Origin of the sequence: Rosistilla ulvae, from assembly GCF_007741475.1 — a bacterium.
In the GTDB taxonomy this organism is placed as follows: Bacteria; Planctomycetota; Planctomycetia; order Pirellulales; family Pirellulaceae; genus Rosistilla; species Rosistilla ulvae.
In genome coordinates, this window is sequence record NZ_CP036261.1 from 5,621,831 (window position 1) to 5,639,431 (window position 17,601).

The 17,601-nt window shown below is 56.6% G+C and carries 14 protein-coding genes; 8 read left to right on the forward strand and 6 right to left on the reverse strand.

Translation table 11 applies throughout. The features are described 5' to 3' along the window. Positions 1-21: 21 nt before the first annotated feature. A complete protein-coding gene (locus EC9_RS19885) occupies positions 22-723 on the reverse strand; it encodes a methyltransferase (protein WP_145347885.1) in 702 nt (233 codons plus the stop codon). Positions 724-1,345: 622 nt separating this feature from the next. On the opposite strand from EC9_RS19885, the gene EC9_RS19890 reads away from it, so the two are divergent. Continuing rightward, positions 1,346-2,446 carry a DUF1559 domain-containing protein gene (locus EC9_RS19890; RefSeq protein WP_246105784.1) on the forward strand — a complete coding sequence of 367 codons (1,101 nt, stop codon included), beginning with the start codon at positions 1,346-1,348 and terminating at the stop codon, positions 2,444-2,446. Positions 2,447-2,614: 168 nt separating this feature from the next. Here the strand turns inward: EC9_RS19890 and EC9_RS19895 are convergent, their stop codons facing one another. Both EC9_RS19895 and EC9_RS19900 read right to left on the reverse strand, forming a co-directional pair. Next, on the reverse strand, positions 2,615-4,891 hold the full coding sequence (locus tag EC9_RS19895; RefSeq protein WP_145347887.1) for a SulP family inorganic anion transporter: 2,277 nt from the start codon (positions 4,889-4,891) through the stop codon (positions 2,615-2,617). A gap of 233 nt (positions 4,892-5,124) precedes the next feature. After that, entirely contained in the window at positions 5,125-5,451 is a 327-nt protein-coding gene (locus EC9_RS19900) for a hypothetical protein (protein ID WP_246105786.1), read from the reverse strand. 587 nt (positions 5,452-6,038) lie between these two features. On the opposite strand from EC9_RS19900, the gene EC9_RS19905 reads away from it, so the two are divergent. The 4 genes from EC9_RS19905 to EC9_RS19920 all read left to right on the forward strand — a co-directional run bounded on the left by EC9_RS19905 (position 6,039) and on the right by EC9_RS19920 (position 10,422). Then, positions 6,039-7,319 (forward strand): FAD-dependent oxidoreductase, encoded by a 1,281-nt coding sequence (locus EC9_RS19905; protein WP_145347889.1) that lies wholly within the window; start codon positions 6,039-6,041, stop codon positions 7,317-7,319. 5 nt (positions 7,320-7,324) lie between these two features. Then, on the forward strand, positions 7,325-8,251 hold the full coding sequence (locus tag EC9_RS19910; protein ID WP_145347890.1) for a DUF4405 domain-containing protein: 927 nt from the start codon (positions 7,325-7,327) through the stop codon (positions 8,249-8,251). Positions 8,252-8,710: 459 nt separating this feature from the next. Continuing rightward, entirely contained in the window at positions 8,711-9,766 is a 1,056-nt protein-coding gene (locus EC9_RS19915) for a DUF1559 domain-containing protein (RefSeq protein WP_145347891.1), read from the forward strand. Between the two features lie 146 nt (positions 9,767-9,912). After that, positions 9,913-10,422: a carboxypeptidase-like regulatory domain-containing protein gene (locus tag EC9_RS19920; RefSeq protein WP_145347892.1), complete on the forward strand. Its 510-nt coding sequence runs from the start codon at positions 9,913-9,915 to the stop codon at positions 10,420-10,422. Positions 10,423-10,578: 156 nt separating this feature from the next. Here the strand turns inward: EC9_RS19920 and EC9_RS19925 are convergent, their stop codons facing one another. Both EC9_RS19925 and EC9_RS19930 read right to left on the reverse strand, forming a co-directional pair. Beyond that, positions 10,579-11,694: a prenyltransferase/squalene oxidase repeat-containing protein gene (locus EC9_RS19925; protein ID WP_246105787.1), complete on the reverse strand. Its 1,116-nt coding sequence runs from the start codon at positions 11,692-11,694 to the stop codon at positions 10,579-10,581. Between the two features lie 120 nt (positions 11,695-11,814). Continuing rightward, positions 11,815-12,663: a bestrophin family protein gene (locus EC9_RS19930; RefSeq protein WP_145347893.1), complete on the reverse strand. Its 849-nt coding sequence runs from the start codon at positions 12,661-12,663 to the stop codon at positions 11,815-11,817. A gap of 904 nt (positions 12,664-13,567) precedes the next feature. Here EC9_RS19930 and EC9_RS19935 point away from each other — a divergent pair. The 3 genes from EC9_RS19935 to EC9_RS19945 all read left to right on the forward strand — a co-directional run bounded on the left by EC9_RS19935 (position 13,568) and on the right by EC9_RS19945 (position 16,143). After that, positions 13,568-14,539, forward strand: a complete 972-nt coding sequence (locus EC9_RS19935; protein WP_246105788.1) for a DUF1559 domain-containing protein — start codon at positions 13,568-13,570, stop codon at positions 14,537-14,539. Beyond that, on the forward strand, positions 14,536-14,979 hold the full coding sequence (locus EC9_RS19940) for a hypothetical protein (RefSeq protein WP_145347895.1): 444 nt from the start codon (positions 14,536-14,538) through the stop codon (positions 14,977-14,979). Before EC9_RS19935 ends, EC9_RS19940 begins: the two co-directional genes overlap by 4 nt. A gap of 183 nt (positions 14,980-15,162) precedes the next feature. Continuing rightward, a complete protein-coding gene (locus tag EC9_RS19945) occupies positions 15,163-16,143 on the forward strand; it encodes a metallophosphoesterase (RefSeq protein ID WP_246105789.1) in 981 nt (326 codons plus the stop codon). Between the two features lie 190 nt (positions 16,144-16,333). On the opposite strand, the gene EC9_RS19950 is transcribed toward EC9_RS19945, so the two are convergent. Then, positions 16,334-17,548 (reverse strand): mandelate racemase/muconate lactonizing enzyme family protein, encoded by a 1,215-nt coding sequence (locus EC9_RS19950; RefSeq protein ID WP_145287494.1) that lies wholly within the window; start codon positions 17,546-17,548, stop codon positions 16,334-16,336. Positions 17,549-17,601 lie beyond the last annotated feature (53 nt).

The window sequence follows — 17,601 nt, forward strand, 5'->3', positions numbered from 1 at the left end:
AGAGATCGATCCGCCGGCGATTTATCGGGCATCGGCGGGGCAGACGACATAGCAGCAGCTTGGCACCCAGCGCCGCGTCGATCGTTGGACCAACTGGTATTTGCAATCGTCGATGACTTGCAAAACGACGTCGTCGGGGACAAACAGATTCTGCACGCCAAACACGACGCGGCCGTGAGGCGACAGAAACGTGGGTGCCTGGCTCAAGAACTCGCGAAGCACCTGGGTCCCGTCGTGGCCGCCGTCCCAAACCTGATCGCCGTCGACTCCCAGACGCTTGGTCAATTGCAGGTCTTGCCCCTGCTGCGACGGAACATAGGGGACGTTGAAGAAGATCACATCGTACCGACTCTCGGCATCGACACCCGAGAAGAGGTCGCTGACGACAAACCGCGTCGACACATCATTTGCTTCAGCCACCCGCTGCGATGATTCCACTCGCGCTGTCGAGCAATCAGCGCCGTGCAATTCGACGTGGCATTGTTTGGCGACCGACAGTCCGACCAATGCCGCTTGCCCGATCCCCATCTCAAAAACGGCGGTGTCATCGGGAGTGAGCGTGTCGCAAACCGCTTGCCGCAGCGCCACGGTCGTCGGATCGAAACTGACATCCACCTCGGCGGGAACCTTCACGCCAAACAACTGCTTGATCAGCCAGTGGTTCGAACGAACCATCGCCAAGATCGGATGGGTGACTTCGTAAACCATTGACTTCAAATCCATCGATCACCCTTTCCGCAGACGAAACATCCCCAAGTGGGGACTAAAAACAGCTGATAATAGTCGGTTCACGCCAACTGAACAGCACGGGACAGATGTCGACACACTCACCACCCCATCATAAACCTCACGATATAGCGAGTTTCTAGGCCTCCATCGTTTCCCATCCCCCCCTGGAGTAAGAAGACGACATCGATCGGCAGCGAGGTATCAAACAGACATCGCACCGCGTTGCGTGAGGCAGAAAATCAAATCATGTTAAGAAACACCCTAACAACCAGTCACTACTGGACACCACCGCCCCTCACAAGAACCGAGCCGAGCTGTTTCGGATTGATTGCCAGTCAACAATTTTTCAAATTTCCCCGACCACCCTTCTTAATAACGTTGCTCCCGAAGACGCAGAGAGGACGTGTACGTGGTGGAAACTCCCACAGAAAAATCGCAGGTGTCACACCGAAACGGTTAACCGGTTCTTCACCAAACAGAAGCTTTTTCATCACAGTCGCCATGTAGCTTGCGGTTGCTTTTTGAAGTCGTGCCCATCGAGATGAGGCATACTCGCGTCGGCCGCTGTCGCCACGCAGACTTCGATTCATTTGATACAAAACCGGAGCAACTCCCTGTGTGCTGTTTACAACAGACTTCCCCCCTCTCAGATCGTTCGAACCGCCGTGGCTTCACGCTGGTCGAACTGTTGGTCGTGATCGCGATCATCGGAATTCTTGTCGGCTTGCTGCTGCCAGCGGTTCAAGCGGCGCGCGAAGCGGCAAGACGAATGCAGTGCCAAAACAACATGAAACAACTCGGGCTGGCGTTGCACAATCACATGGACACCTACGGGTCGCTGCCACCGGGGCACGTCAACTTCGACACAACCGACAATCGTTTTAAGACCGGCGGTTGGCAGCACGGACAAGAGCAACTGGGCTGGCACTGGCTAGCGCTCGTTCTACCCTACGTCGAACAACCCGGTCTTTGGGAACAAGTGAAGGTATGTGACAAAGCGATGGTGAGCACGTCCAACCCTTGCGATCACTGCGAAGCCATGAGCACCAACTCCAACTTTGGACGCGAGCAACTGCCTGCGTTCTCGCGATGCCCTTCGGCGGTCAAGCTCTCGAAGCAATTCAGCGATGGCGGTTACGGGCTCGAAGCGCTCGGCAAAGGGAGCAACTACGCAGCCAGTTGGGGTTCGGGAAACATGCTCTCCTGGGAATCCTCCAGCACCCGCGGTGCGTTTGGGACCGTCTATCTGTCGCCTACCAAGGTCTATTCAGCCAGCGGCACGTCCAACAAATTCCAGCACAACAAGGGAATGCGCAGCCGCGACTTTACCGACGGGATGAGCAACACCGTGGCGCTCAGCGAGATCATCGGCAGCGACGGGCTAACCGGAACGTCCAGCCCCGACATCCGCGGCGTCTGGATGTCCCCAGCGATGGGAGCGACGGTCTTCTCCGCCTTCCTGAATCCCAACTCGCGTGAGCGGGATGTGATCGCAGCGTGCGACGAAGCGATTCCCGATACCAAGTTCCCGTTGTTGGCTTGCACCGAAGAACGCGATACCGAAAACGTTTACGCCGCGGCAAGAAGCTACCACGCAGGCGGCGTCAACACGGCGATGGCCGATGGATCGGTTCGCTTCTTCTCCGAAACGGTCGACAACGTCGCCGTCTGGCGTCCGTTGAACACAGCTCAGAATGGCGAAGTGATCAGCGAATAGAAACTCGACCGAAAACGATAAACCTATAAAATAAGCTCGCCTTTCCCATTCAAGGAGAGGCGAGCTTTTTTCGTTTCTCGTTTCGATCCTAAACAAATCCGCTGCTTCCACGGATCCACTCGCGCCGCAGGCTCGGCGCGATCAGGCTTTCTCAAACCATGGGCTCGGCTACTGGCAAGCCTTCAGCGGTTCGGATTCGTTCGGCGAACCCTCGATATCAAGGAATTCGATCCTTCCCGATTTGACGTCGTACACGGCGCCAACCAACTTCACCGTCCCCGCTTTGACAGCGTTGCCGATCACGTCGCTGCGCCGCAAGATCTCTTCACCCGTCCGGCAGACGTTCTGCTTGGCAACCTCATCGACGTACGTCTCCAACGCTTCCTCACTCATTCCATCCAACGCGTTGGAATCGATTCCACTGACGCTTGGTGCGATCTCATCGACGATCGCCTGCAGGTGCTGGCATCCGGTCGCCGACATTGCATCCTGGCCATTGGCGACCAGATTGACCGCGGCGGTCACGGCACCACAGCGGGTGTGGCCAAGGACCACAACCAACTTGACTCCCGCTACGCCAACGGCATATTCAAGGCTGCCTAGCGATTTTGTACCGACGATATTTCCCGCCACGCGGACGCTGAAGATATCCCCCACGCCGAGATCGAAAACCAATTCGGCGGGAACCCGCGAATCGATACAGGAGAGGACGGCAGCCAGCGGATTTTGTCCCATCGCCGTCGCATTGACCTGTCGGCCCAAGTCGCGATTCAACCGAGTGCCATCGACAAATCGCCGATTCCCCTCGCGGAGAATTTCGACCACTTGATCCGAAGCGACCCGGTCCTGCAATTCGCGACTGGAATAATCAGCAAACTGGACCTCGTCCTGCAATTGATACTTCGCTCGAAACCCCTTCAAGCTGACCGTGATACCTCGAGCCGGCCCCACGTTCTCTTTGAAGTCGCGGATCAAACTCAAAACATCCGGATCGATGTAATCCGAATCCGATGCGTCGATCAACAAGTCGCTTCCACGCTTTGATTCGTTCAAGACCCGTTCGATCGCCGCTCGGTTCAAGAAGCTGACTTGGTTTGCCAATTCGATATGCGTTACATCGCCGGCCAGATGCGTTTCAACAATCCGGCGAATCGGTCTACGGAGATTGCTGTTCAAAATAAACAGCACGCTGACCGCCAAGCCGATCAAAATTCCAATCAGAAGATCGGTAAAGACAATCGCAACGACGGTGATGATAAACGGCAAGAATTGGTAGCGTCCCTCGTCCCACATCTGCTTGAACAGTTTGGGGCTAGCCAATTTGAAACCGGTCACCAACAGAATCGCAGCCAATGCCGACAGCGGAATCATGTTCATGTAACGCGGCAACAGTGCAACGCTCAACAGCAGCAACACGCCATGGAAAATAGCGGAGAGTTTTGTCTTCGACCCCGCACCGACATTGACCGAACCGCGAACGACAACCGACGTGACCGGCAGACCACCGATCAATCCACAGGTCAAGTTACCGCAACCTTGCGCGATCAACTCGCGACTGGAGGGCGAATTGCGTTTTTCGGGATCCAGTTTGTCGACGGCTTCCAGATTCAAAAGCGTTTCCAACGAAGCCACCACGGCGATCGTGATCGCGGCAATATAAACCGCCGGGTTCACAACCTGGGTGAAGTCGGGCAACCGCAAGAACCCAACAAACTCCGAAAAACTACCGGCGATCGGAATCTGCACCAGATGGCTCGCAGTGATCGACCACTGCTCTCCCATCCCCTGGAACCACATGCTCAAACCAACGCCCAGAAAGACGACGATCAGCGGGGCGGGAACAAGCGATTTTTTCAGCTTGGGGATCCGGTCCCAGACGACCAACAACGCAACCGACAGCAGACCGACAACCATCGCGCCGACGTGTATCTCGCCAGCGACAATCGTCAACAATTCGGAGAACGTGTTCTCGTGATCGGGCTGCTGAAACGACATCTCTCCTTCGGGATCGGTGTCGTGACCAAAGACGTGAGGAATCTGTTTCAGGATCAGGATGATACCGATCGCAACCAACAGACCCTTAATAACGCTGGAGGGGAAAAACGCCGACAGCGCTCCCCCTTTGGCGATCCCAAATCCGATTTGGATCAAACCGGCGATCGCAACGGCCAACAGGAAAGCTTCGAACGAACCGAGGACCGCGATCTGAGCGGCAACAATCGCGGTCAAACCGGCTGCTGGGCCGCTGACGCTGGTGTGAGAACCGCTGATCACAGCGACCACAATTCCACCCACGATTCCCGATAACAGACCTGAAAACAGATCGGCTCCCGAAGCCAACGCGATGCCCAGACACAATGGCAAGGCAACCAAAAAGACGACCAGCCCGGCGACGAGGTCACGGGCAACTGTAGAAGGTGAAAACAAGTTAGTATTTTGAGGCATCGACGTACCGTTTCTGTGATGAATTCTATAGCAACAATCGTTGCGGAGCCCGAGCAAAAGCCGAGCGCACCGTTGAACTAAAAGTGCGCCCACGCTATCGACAAGCGCAGCAATTCTTTGGACAAAGACATCTCAACCATCACCGGATACCTATCAACGGACCGGTAGCGTGAATCGATGATCGCGATTGCACGAAGGGGTTCAGACGACGTGGAAACAAACAGAAAGCGGAGCTAACACCGCATCGGCGCTAAGAGGCCATTGGCGATTCGATGTCCGTCAATCGGCATAGGACGAGCGATTGCACGGAGCGTTGACCAGCGTGCGGGAGTCGACAAAACCGCCGCCAACACGCGTTGGAGCGGACGCGATGCTCGCTCGCGACGCTGCGAAGAACAAGCGACTCGCTCTTCGACTTCTTCGGTTTCGACAGGCCGCTCTTTGCCAAACAGCGAACGCGACGTCGACATGGTCAGTCCCAAGCTTGGCAGCGCAAGCAGGACCAACATGATGCACGGCATCATTCCGTCAAGTCGTCCGAGTCGGAAACGGTTTGGCATGGGAATCAAAATGCAGGTGCAGCAGATATGTGACACGAGGAGGAACCTCGTGCTCCCCGAGTATTTTAGCGGACCGTCAGGTGTTGACAAGTTCTCTTCCGGCATCACGGCAAGCCACGGGATTGGTATTTCGTCGACCATGACACTCCATTTCGCCAACTTTTCCTACGCTTTCGCTCGATTTCAACCCGCCATCAATGCCTCGGAGATTCGCTGGATTCCCGCGAGATTTCATCGAGACTTCATCGCAAAAACCAATCATCGATTGGCTTGCATCGATCCGGCACGCCAGACGTTCCCATTGCGCCACTCCCATCGACTGTCGTTGTCATCGCTGCACTGCAACGCATCGGACCGATGCGAACCTAGCGGTCACGAAGCTCCCATTAAATCAGGGTTACAGTCAACCCGGCCCCCATCTAGAATTAGGAAGCGCATTTCCTGGTTCCACACGGGCCGACGACGCGCAGTTCGAATTTGCTAGCTCGCCTACCCATTGGCCCCAACCCCACCCGGTACCGTCCGCCGCAAGCGACCTGATTGCGACACCGCCGAAGACCGTCTCCAGCTACAGATTGCCAACACGCATGAAACCACACGACGCACAACCCGATCGACGTAATTTCCTCCAGCATTCACTGTTAGGCACTGCGGGAGCCAGCATGGCGCTGGCATCGACCTCGCACGTTACCGTCGCCGCCGAACCGGACAATCAACCGACACACGAAGCCACGATCTCCAACCATGTCGATGTGCTTGTTGTTGGAGGCGGAACCGCTGGAACGATCGCAGCGATCCAAGCCGGCCGAACCGGCGCGAAGACAATGCTCGTCGAACGGGGCAGCCAATTGGGCGGAACGATGACAACCGGCGGCGTCGCGTTTCCGGGACTGTTCGACGCCTGGGGCAAACAGGTGATCGCGGGGATCGGTTGGGAATTGGTCCGCGAGAGCGTCGAGCTCGACGGCGGCGAGCTGCCTAATTTTGCCAAAGTCCCGCAGCGTCATTGGCAGAACCAGGTCTACACGAATCAATTCCTGTACGCGATTCTGGCCGAAGAGAAGTGCCACAAGGCGGGCGTGGAACTGGCGTATTACGAATTCCCACAAGCTGCCAAACGCGTCGCCGATGGCTGGCAAGTCGATTGTGTCGGCTTCGGCACCCAACGCCGGATCCTCTGTAAACAGATCATCGATTGCACCGGCGGCGCAGAAGTTGTCGGCCTGCTCGGTTTCGACCGACTGCGGGAAGAGGTGCGGCAGCCCGGTTCGATGCTCTTCAAAATCGGCGAAGAACATCAACCCGGACGCGAACAAGTCCATCGCCTGTACGTCCACGGAGCCGATTCGAGCAACTCGCGGACCGTCACTCAAGCGAACCTAACGGGCCGGCGATCGGTCCTCGCCAAGGTCCGTGCCGAGAAGAAACGGCTGATGCATCTGCAGCCCGAGACCGGGTTCCGCGAGAGCTACCGGATCGTTGGCGAGACGATGGTCACCGTCAACGACTACACCTCCGGCCGCCAGTTCGACGACGCGATTTCGAACGCCTTTTATCCAGTCGATCTGCACACCAAGACGGGCGTCCGACCGAAACCGCTGAAGCCGGGGACGGTGCCAACGATCCCGCTGGGTGCTCTGATTCCGAAGGGAAGTCGCGATCTGATCGTTGCTGGCCGCTGTCTGTGCAGCGACCAATTGGCCAACTCTGGCCTGCGCGTCCAAGCCTCCTGCATGGGGATGGGGCAAGCCGCGGGTGTCGCCGCATCGCTGGCCGCTCAAACCGGAACGACGCCGATGGAAGTTCCGTTGGCCGAAATCCACAAAGTACTGCGCGAGCATGGCGCCATCATCCCCGGCAAGGCCTAAACGCGATGCGACGCAGCTTTGTATCGTTGCTGACCGCGATGACCTTCCTGGTGATCGCGGTGACCGGTGTGCTAGCGTTTGTGCGTCCCTTCTCGATGACGATCGTCGGGCTGCATGCGCTGATGGGTTTCCTGTTCATCGGCGTTGTCGGCTTCCATCTGGCGAACAACCTGCGGCCGCTGAAACGCTACCTGCGCAGCAAGTGGATGTGGATCAACCTGGCCGTCACCGCTGCGCTCACCACCGCGATCGCGATGCAACCGCAACCGGTGAAGGCGCTCCTTGGGCTGAGCGGAAATCTGGGACCTGCACTGGACCGATTCGAGCTTCACGACGACGGACTGACCTACCAATACACTCCCGCGCCGCACTACAAGCTGACGCTGTCGGTCCGAATGGGCGACGCGTTTGATCCAGCCGATCCGCCGGAGTTTGCGATCTGGATCGAAAACTCTTCGTTCTACCACATCAGAACGCTCCACCGACCCGAGTCTGCCGACAACGAAGCATCGCTGCCGTACTGGTCCTTCAAAGTGAAGGAGTATGAAAAAGCGAAGCTTGCCGCCGCCGCAGGAGTCGACGTCGACGCGATCTCTGGCGCTACAAAAAACAGTTCCTTTGATCCAGCCGATTACATGTTGCCGGTCGATCCGGAAGAACCGATGCCGTATCGGATCCTTGTCGAGATCAACCAACGGGGCGATGCCAACGAAGCGGTCGACGACCAGCCTTCGCTGATCTACAGCGTCGAAGTCGACAACTCCGATCCGCACGCCTTCCAACTGCTCGACCTGATCGGCTACCCACAGCTTGAAGAGGACGAACAACCGCCGCAGTGGGCGATCTATTATGTCGACCAGCGGTTCGATTCCGCCCTGGAACTGATCGACAGCGCTCTGCTGACGATCGATCGCGACAAGCCCTCGGATTGATCCCCCGGACTCCAGACCTGCCATTTCCTCGCTCTTCGTGCTGTGAATCCTTTGCGTCCCGTTTTTCGTGACGCTTCGGGGGGGGGCCGTGGAGCGCTGCGAGCCATATCGATGCGCTGGCAGCGTTTCGTCGTTAAGCCCAAGATCGTGGCAGCACCGATCACCCTACAGCCTCATTCGCTGAAATTGCCGTTCGCTCGCGAGCTTCCAGTCGCAGGATGCCGGCGCAAGTATAACTAGGCATTGGGTTTATGCTCGACATCCCCAGCTCCGATCGATCGTAGTAGGACCGTACGAACAGAACGGGATAGGGCACTTCTGGTACGAGCAGAACGTAGTCGACTCGCAAAAAAGCGAACAAACCCACCAAAACAGCTGGCCCGCAACCACCACATGCAGCAGATTGACAATTGACCGTTATCCCGTTCTATCATCCATCAGAAGACAGGAGTGCGCAGTATGTACCCACTAAGAAAACGTCGTGGATTTACATTGGTCGAGTTGCTAGTCGTGATTGCCATTATCGGCATTCTGGTAGGGCTACTGTTGCCAGCGGTGCAAGCAGCGCGTGAAGCGGCGAGACGAATGCAATGCGGCAACAATCTGAAACAGCTCGGCCTGGCCTATCACAATTACCACGACACCTACAACGCACTCCCATGGATGCGCGGATTGTCGAACACCGGGGGACGCAACGACAGCCCGATCGGCAACGAAGAAACGATTGGTGGTACGGTTGGTTTGCTGCCGTATCTCGAACAATCGGCGTTGTACGACATCATTTCCAGCAACTGGACAACCGGTGCTGCTACACAACCGTTTGGCCCGCCACGCGACTTCTTCTACTACACGCCATGGACGATGAATATTCCCGCCCTGCGCTGCCCGTCGGCTCCTGAGGGCCTTGCCTACGGATCGGCAGAGGGGCGATTGAATTATGCCATCAATTTGGGTGATATGATTGCCAACTCCCACGCAAACACAAATACGCGCGGCATGTTTGGTCGCCGAACGAACACCAAATTCCGCGACGTCGTCGACGGGACCAGCAACACGCTATTGATTGCCGATCGCGCAAACGCCGTCGACGCTATCGAAGTCCGCGGGTTGGCGGCAAACAACGTGGGTAGCTTGAACACAAATCCCAGCCTGTGCCTTGCGAAGGCAGCCGGCGGCCTCTACCTGTCGGGAGTCTCGGTCCAGTCGTCGCGGCCAATGGGAGGACTGTGGCACCACGGCTTCTCGACGTTCTGCGGCTTCCAAACCGTCCTGCCCCCGAACAGCCCGAGCTGCCTTAATGATAACTGGGGTGATTCTTGGGGCCTAACGGCGGCCAGCAGTTATCATCCCGGTGGAATCAGTGCCGCGCTGGTCGACGGATCCGTGCGGTTCATCGCCGAAACGATCGATACCGGTGACACCACGCTTCCCGAAGCCACCTCTGGCCCCAGCCCCTATGGAGTTTGGGGAGCACTGGGGACTCGCCATGGTCGCGAAACGATTGGCGTTTTCTGACCGATTCCCGATCCGGCTTTTCTATTTTCACTCCCAGGCGAACCTCGCTCGTTGGCCGGTCCTATTTCTTGCCCGGCCAACGGTAGATCTGCGACAGGGTCGTCTACTTTTGTTCTGATTTACGAATAACACTTGAGGTCTTGTTGATGCGAAATCGATACTCGGCGCAGGCCGTTGGCTCCATTTTCCTGACGATGCTGCTTTGTGGATGCGGCGGCTCGGGGCTGCCGGTTGTGGAAGTCACCGCGAATGTCAAACTCCATGGGGAACCGATCGAAGGTGCGACCGTGATTTTCTCCCGCTCTGGCGGATCGATGCAATCCGGTGCGATCGCTACGGGAACAACCGATGCACAAGGGAACGCGGAACTCAGGACAACGGTCTCACCCAGAGAAACACAACAAGGTGCGGTACCGGGCGAATATAAGGTCATGATCTCGAAATCGATGCCGCCCAAGGGGATGAGTGAGGCGGAGTATCAAACCGCGTTGCTCGGTGGCCAAACGGCCGAAGTGAGCGTTCCCTTATCGGAACAGGCACCGATTCCACAGCGCGTCGACCTGTTTCCGCCAAAGTACTCCAGCAGCACCGAAACAACGCTCACCGCAACGGTCACGCAAGACGGCCCCGGTGAGATTGAGTTCGATCTCCAGTAGTCGCGGCAACCGCCATGGGTATCGATCCAGTCGAGTATAGCTAAACATCGTTGCCGGCCGTTCTCTGGCCGGCAACCTCTCGGCATCTCGAAACGGAACGGCAACCTTCCGCCAACGACCGATCGACGTGTGTCGTGAGATCGACGAGCTTGTCTTCTACCGAGATGGCTTCTGAGATTCGAGCGGCCAACCGGGCAACTTGCCGCACGACTGAAGCGCCAGCACCGCCAACGCGGTTCCGGTGTTGGAGATCAGGTTTCCCGCGTCGTTGACCGGCGAACGCGTGAACCACTTGCCGCTCTCGCGTTGGTTCGTCAACAACCACTCGATTCCTCGCTGCAATCGCGGATCGTCGGCGGGAACGCCCAACTCGCGGCTGATCACGATCACCAAGCCCGTGCCGTACGAATCGCTCGTGTCGGTATCCAACGGCGGAGCGTCGGGGTGCAGCAGATCCTTCCAATCGGTCAGGAAACCGGAGGTCGACCAACCTCCGTCGGGCAATTGATTTCCTAACAATTGCTCCAGCGTAGTCGCTCGCTCCTCGTCGCTGACGATGCCGTCGATCCGTACCGAACACCAAGCCAACATGGCGCGGTGATGCAACGATTTCGGCGGGCTGTTTTCGAAATAACCGCGTAGCTTTTCCAGCCCCGCCACCGCCAGTTCTGTCTGTGAGTATCCGTCGGGAGCGATCCCGATCGCCAGCGCGGCGACCGTCGCGCCGTAGTGGTCGTCGATCTCCATCGGAGCGTAATCGCAATCGGGCCAAGCCCAGCCGCCGTCTTCTCGCTGCACGGTCCACAAGATATCCAGCACGTCGCGCGCGACCGGACTCAAATGCCCCGTCGTCTGCAGATCGTTAAACGTTAGCCCCGCCGCGACGACGATCGGCCAGAAGCCGTTGTTCACGTTCGGCCCCTTCTCTTTCCAGCGAACCGTGCGGTACTCCTCAAAGAACTGACGCACTTCGCCCGAATCCTTTTGCACCGAAGCAAGGGCCGGGCGAGCGAACATGTACGGCATGTTGGTGTGGCAGGTCACGCAGTTCTTTTCCTTCTGCCAAGTCAACGCGGCGCGGTCCATATAGATCGCCGCTTGTTTTGCAGAGAACTCAGCAGCCATCGGCTCGTCCGCCGTGATCGGTTCGCGTTCCTCGGGAACCGATTCGAACGTGACCACCTCCTGAGCCGTCGCTCCATCGAACCAACAGCAGACCAAGATCCAGAGAACAACGTTGCCCAAGGGCCGAACAGCTTCGCGAACACGCATTTCAAATTCCCTGTGGATGGTTAGGGAGGCGGGATGTTGGTTCGATTCTAGTCGCGCCGACAGGGCTTGTCAGCAATTGCCGCGGAGAGCGGGCTGCGGTTGGCTGACAGCTGCGCAGACTTAAGCTGGCACGTGGTGGCTAAAGGTCTCGTGAACCGTCGTATCGATCGTGGCGCACAGCGACTCGAGATCCAGATCGTCCTCGTCGTACCCAAACGGCGTCTCCACATGTTCGGCGACGGTCTCCAGCCCCAGCATGAAGTAGGCCGTGATGATCGTGATAAACATCGTCCAAATTCGGAAGTCGTGCACGATCGCCCAAGGCAACGAAACGAGAAAGATGCCGACGCACTGTCGCGCGAAAACACGGTAGGATTTGACGATCCTGGTTTTCAGAATCCGTTCGCATCCGCCGCAGATATCCATCAATCGCAGCAGTTCCGCATCGAGCACCCGCAGTTCGTCCCCATCGATTCGCCCGCTCCGCTTGGCATCCCACACGATCTGGTACAACTGAGCCGCGATCGCCTGAGGAATATGCTTCGCGCGGCCCACCAACAACTCCAGCGATTCCCGCGTCTCGTCGTCGATCTCTTCGCGCAGATGGCACCGCAGCGCGACCGGGAACGCGACGATCAACTGCAAGGCCCGCGAACGCGTCTCGTCGGTCAGCCCGTCGCTGCTTGTCAACTTGATCCCAAGATTGCGACATGCGTTGACTAATCCGCCCCACAAAATACGAGCTTCCCACCAGCGGCTGTAGGCGGTGTTGGTACGGAAGACCAACAACAATCCGAGCACGAACGAGAGCACGCCATGAAACTGGGAAGGCGTGTTGATCGCGTCGTGGTAGCGAGAGTACTCCAACCAGATCGGCAACAGCGAGTAGGCCCCCACGAGCAACGCGAGCCCGCCTACATAAGCGAGTGTTTTACTAGTCGCCAGCGGTCGAATCAGTCCAGTAAACATAGAACGGCTTGGTAAAGAGGCGGTGCAAACGTTTCAACGCCATGTTAGAGCAGCATCTACCGCAGTTGTAGGCAACTGAACCAGAAAACACCGGCGAGATAAGCAACCACCGTCGGCGCACGCGTTTAATCGAAAGCCCCGCCGAAGGCGACGATTCCTGACGCCCACTTCACCACCAGCCCCCCCCGGCGAACCGTCAGTATTCGATCCGAACGACGGAGAGCCGAACGCCCCCCCAATCAACGGGTCTGGCAAGAAGCAAGCGATTCGCGAGTTTTCGCTGGTGCAACCTGAAAGTTTTTTTGGAAACCTTTTACAAGCCAAGGGGGAGCAGGGCCTGAAGGAAGCGAACAGGCCAAACCATCCTGCCACGATCATCCCGCCATGGACGCAAGAGGGACCAGGACTCTTCCATGTCATCTCCATCATCATTCGCTTCTTGCTTCTGGGGTGCCAAGATGAGAACAGCCCAACCGGGCGCTAAGCCACCTTACCCCACCTGTTGCGTCCAGGGAGACCGCACAGTGCTTTTTGTAGAGAGAGATACACCCACCCTCTCAATGACGACCAGAACAACTCGAAACCCATTTCAAACAACGAGTTCAACAACAAATATTTTCCATTTGGTTCATCACAGAACGCGCTTCTAACGCAGGCCTTCGGCACCCCCAACTCACCCCACCTCAGGTGCACCACCAACACCAACCGGAGGCACCCCCGCTTAAAAAACAACAGTGAAACGCAATCTACACGCAGCCTTAACACTCGCTTAACCATCCACTGATTAGGCTCTCCCACCTAGTGCTAACGCAAAGACGACAGTCTCCATGCATGGCAAAACTCAAGTCATTCGAAGAAGCAATTTAGGTACAACCCAACAGAAACAAACATGAAGATTCAGATGATGAGAAAGCGAACAGAAGGTTTCACGCTAGTCGAATTGTTGGTGGTGATTGCGATCATTGGTATTTTGGTCGGCTTGCTGTTGCCTGCAGTTCAAGCAGCACGTGAAGCTGCCCGCCGAATGCAATGCACCAACCAAATGAAGCAGATTGGTTTGGCGCTTCATAACTATCACGATACGCACCGCAGTTTTCCGGCTGGCGGGATCGTGGCTGAAAAGGTCACTAAGGGCGTGGGAGACACATGGTGCAACGCCGGTGCCGCCACGCAAGGCGCACCATGGACAGTATTGATTCTGCCTTTCATGGAAGAGGGGGCGCGTTACGACCAATACGACTTCAACCTTCCATTGTCCGCCTCGTTCACGAGCCAGGTCTCCAGTTCTTCACCAAACCGCCCACTGTGGTTCGAACAGAACCCGAGCTACCAATGCCCATCGGATCCTTCCTCGGGTGGCGGCGTGAATAACCTTAGCTACTTCGGCGTCCAAGGGGGCGGTGACTCAACCACCGTCAACTGCTGGGGCGGAAACTCCAACGTCTTCTTCGTCAACGGCATCCTGTATGCGAACTCGAACAGCAAGTTTCGCGATGTCACCGACGGAACGACCAATACATTTTTGGTTGGCGAGTCGAAGTACCACCTGACCGAAGCCGGCACGGTTTCGACCTTTTACCTCAGCTGGGCCTCATCGATTCGCCTCGGCACCGGTGGAACGATGCCACATCCGGTCACCATGGCTGGAACGTACGAACCAATCAATTCACGCATTCCCACCGGTAGTGTCCCGATGGGCAGCACCGATTCACGAACCGGATACTCGCGACTGTTCGGCAGTTTTCATCCCGGTGGCTGCAATATGCTGCTGGCTGACGGATCGGTAAATTTCGTTAGCGAAACGATGGACCTCAACATCTATCGCCAACTCGGTATCCGTAACGATTCCCTGCCAATTGGAGGACTGCCACAGTGATCCAATTTCCAACTCGAATCTCCACCTGCTCCGTCGCTATACTGTTGTTCGTCCCTTCGCTGACCGCACTGGTTGGTTGTGGGGCGAGTGACGCGGGGCCTGGTAAATACAGTGTGACAGGCAACGTGACGTTTCAGGGACAACCATTGCCCGAAGGTGAAATTCTTTTTGCTCCCGACACATCATCTGGCAACCAAGGGCCGGCGAGTGTCGCCTATGTGAAAGATGGCAAATTTTCGACGCAGCCGGGCATGGGCTTGGTCGGAGGTGCCTACACCCTCGAAGTCACCGGATATCAAACCAAATCCGAGATGGACCAAGATGGCGAACCCATCGTCGAACCACTGTTTGACACTTTCGTCACCAGTCACAAATTTGAACACCAGGATTCCACCTATGATTTCGCTGTGGAACCCTCGGAGAACAAGAAGAAGCGATAGTCAATCGCAAAATCAAACGGCAGCGCTACTTGAGAACGATCAAGTTGCCTGCCGTATTTTCATATATATAGCCAACCACATTTCAAGAGTAACCAACCGGTGTCAATTTTCCCTCGCAAAAAGCTTCCCTTCCCTTTGCTGTTCTTTGCCTTGACATTTCACCTAGGAATCCTCTCTTCAGCAGTGAATGCTCAAAAACGAACCCTCCCCGCCGCCAGCGCGGATTCGTTTTCGATTGCCGTCATTCCCGACACACAATCGTATCGCCCCAAAGAGGGTGAACTATCTAACGCGATATTCACACGACACATCGACTGGACGCTCGCCAATCTGGAGAAGCAGAACATTGTCTTCGTCAGTCATGTTGGCGACATTATCGATAAGAACATCGACGAACAATGGATCGTCGCTCAACAGTGCATGAACCGTCTTCACGACAAAGTTCCCTACGGCATCTCGGTCGGCAATCACGACATGACCCGAGCGGGCGATTCGTCCCTGTTCCAGAAATACTTCCCGACGGAACGATTTGCCAATTGCGAATGGTACGGCGGATGTTTCACGCCCAAGACGCACGGCGTCGAGGTTTCGGGCAACAACGCAAACAGCTTCCAACTGTTTTCAACCGCCGGCATCGACTTTGTCTTTCTGCATCTGGAGTGCAATGCACCCGACGATGTCTTGGCGTGGGCCGATGAAGTCTTAACCCAGCACAGCGACCGACGAGCGATCATTACGACGCACATGTGCCTGGGACCACTGCAACATCCTCAGGCACCAAACGACTACATGGATGCCCCCAAGGGACGAATGCAATGGAAAAAGGTTCATGGCGAACTTGGCAATACTCCTGATGAGATGTGGAACAAGTCTTTTCGCAAGCATGCAAACCTCTCCATGATTTGCTGCGGTGATCAAAGCCGAAGCCACTCGCTTCACGAAGTTGCGATTGGTGACCATGGCAACCAGGTCCACCAAGTTCTTTCGGACTACAGCACCGGTTGGCTCCGACTGTACCGTTTCCACCCAGCCCAGAATCGCGTTGAAGCGTGGACTTTTCACCCTACCAACGAAGTGTTGTGCGAGGGAACCAAATTTGTTCCGGGTGCCGAAGGCCACCAATTCGAGTTTGAATTCCCGCTAACCGAGAACAAGCTGCCGTAGGCACGCCGCGATCGAGTTCGCCTAAAACAGCAGCCGAAACTTCCGTGTCGCTGCGGTGCGTTCCCCAAAGAACGTTTTCTTGCCACCAAGGCCAGCGACCATGCAGATATACTGCAGCGAGCCTACGCCTCGGTGGTCTTCGAAGTTCTCGGTGGCTTTGCCCTAAACAGCGAACCCCAAAACCGATGCATCAAAGACTGGTGATGCGATGTTGACCCTGGCCGCTTTGGAACAGTTCGGGTTGCCAAGCGGCTCCGATTCCAGCTCGCTCGGGAACGGTGATCCTTCCCTTTTCGATCGTGACTTCCGTATCGATCAACTTCGGATACAGCATTCGCACGTGGGCTCGAACGCTTTCCTGCCAAGCCACGTTGTTCGATGTCGCGGCAACTTGCACGCCCGACAACAACGTCAGCGGCCCGGTGCAATCGTGCATCACAACCGGCACGTTGTAGAACTGGGCCAGGCGAGTGATGTTGCGCGTTTGCGAGATCCCACCAACCCAAGTCGGATCGATCATCACATAATCCGCGGCACGCTTTTCCAGCGTCAATCGGAAATCATCGGGGCCGCTGAACATCTCGCTCACGGCCAACGGGATTCCGGCTTTGTCGCGGAAGTCGGCTAAGGTATCGATCGAATCGACACGCAACAAATCCTCGGCCCACAGCAGGTCGAATTCGCGCAGGTGTTGGGCGAGTCGAATCGCCATCGGCAGCTGGAAGAAACCATGCCCATCGAGGATCAGCTCGATCTTGTTTCCCAACGCTTCGCGAATCTTGCGGAACGGCTCGACAGCCTTCTCCACATCCATCAGCGAAACGTGCAGCGGGCCGTTGGTTTTGTGAGCAGCGAAGTCGGTCGACCAGGTCTTCAGCGCCGTGTAACCTTCGCTGATCAACTCCTCCGCCAATTGAACCGGTTCATGAACGATCGACCAATAATCGTTCAGCGGCCCCTGGTTCCCCATCGGACCATGGCCGGGCCAAATATGGCCGGAGCTATCCTCTGTTTTGCCACCATACGAAGGACCGCCACAGCTGTTGTAAGTCGGAATCGAATCCTGGACACGGCCGCCCAACAGTTGCCAGACCGGCATCTTGGTGACTTGCCCAAGGATGTCCCAGAGGGCGAGATCGATCGCCGAGATGGCTCGCAGTTCGGCACCGCGCGATCCAAAGTTAGTCGTCCGTTCGTACAGAAACCGCCAGTGCCGTTCGATATCCAACGGGTTCTCGCCCAGCAGATGATGGTGCATCCAATCGTGCAACATGCTGGCGACCGATTCGGGAGCGTAATAGGTCTCGCCGCAACCGACGATCCCATCGCTGGTATGGATTCGCAACAACAGCAAGCCCGGCATGATCTGGTCGGGAATTGCGGTTTCGATTTTTGTTATCTGCATGTCGTTTCCATCGATTTGGATCGCGTCGTTGAATTGGATATTGAGAGCGCCAG

What these genes read in the sequence shown, in the direction of transcription:
- EC9_RS19885 (WP_145347885.1), bottom strand. Translation starts at nt 723, where the DNA reads ATGGATTTGAAGTCAATGGTTTACGAAGTCACCCATCCGATCTTGGCG.
- EC9_RS19895 (WP_145347887.1), bottom strand. Translation starts at nt 4,891, where the DNA reads ATGCCTCAAAATACTAACTTGTTTTCACCTTCTACAGTTGCCCGTGAC.
- EC9_RS19900 (WP_246105786.1), bottom strand. Translation starts at nt 5,451, where the DNA reads ATGCCAAACCGTTTCCGACTCGGACGACTTGACGGAATGATGCCGTGC.
- EC9_RS19905 (WP_145347889.1), top strand. Translation starts at nt 6,039, where the DNA reads ATGAAACCACACGACGCACAACCCGATCGACGTAATTTCCTCCAGCAT.
- EC9_RS19910 (WP_145347890.1), top strand. Translation starts at nt 7,325, where the DNA reads ATGCGACGCAGCTTTGTATCGTTGCTGACCGCGATGACCTTCCTGGTG.
- EC9_RS19915 (WP_145347891.1), top strand. Translation starts at nt 8,711, where the DNA reads ATGTACCCACTAAGAAAACGTCGTGGATTTACATTGGTCGAGTTGCTA.
- EC9_RS19920 (WP_145347892.1), top strand. Translation starts at nt 9,913, where the DNA reads ATGCGAAATCGATACTCGGCGCAGGCCGTTGGCTCCATTTTCCTGACG.
- EC9_RS19925 (WP_246105787.1), bottom strand. Translation starts at nt 11,694, where the DNA reads ATGCGTGTTCGCGAAGCTGTTCGGCCCTTGGGCAACGTTGTTCTCTGG.
- EC9_RS19930 (WP_145347893.1), bottom strand. Translation starts at nt 12,663, where the DNA reads ATGTTTACTGGACTGATTCGACCGCTGGCGACTAGTAAAACACTCGCT.
- EC9_RS19935 (WP_246105788.1), top strand. Translation starts at nt 13,568, where the DNA reads ATGAGAAAGCGAACAGAAGGTTTCACGCTAGTCGAATTGTTGGTGGTG.
- EC9_RS19950 (WP_145287494.1), bottom strand. Translation starts at nt 17,548, where the DNA reads ATGCAGATAACAAAAATCGAAACCGCAATTCCCGACCAGATCATGCCG.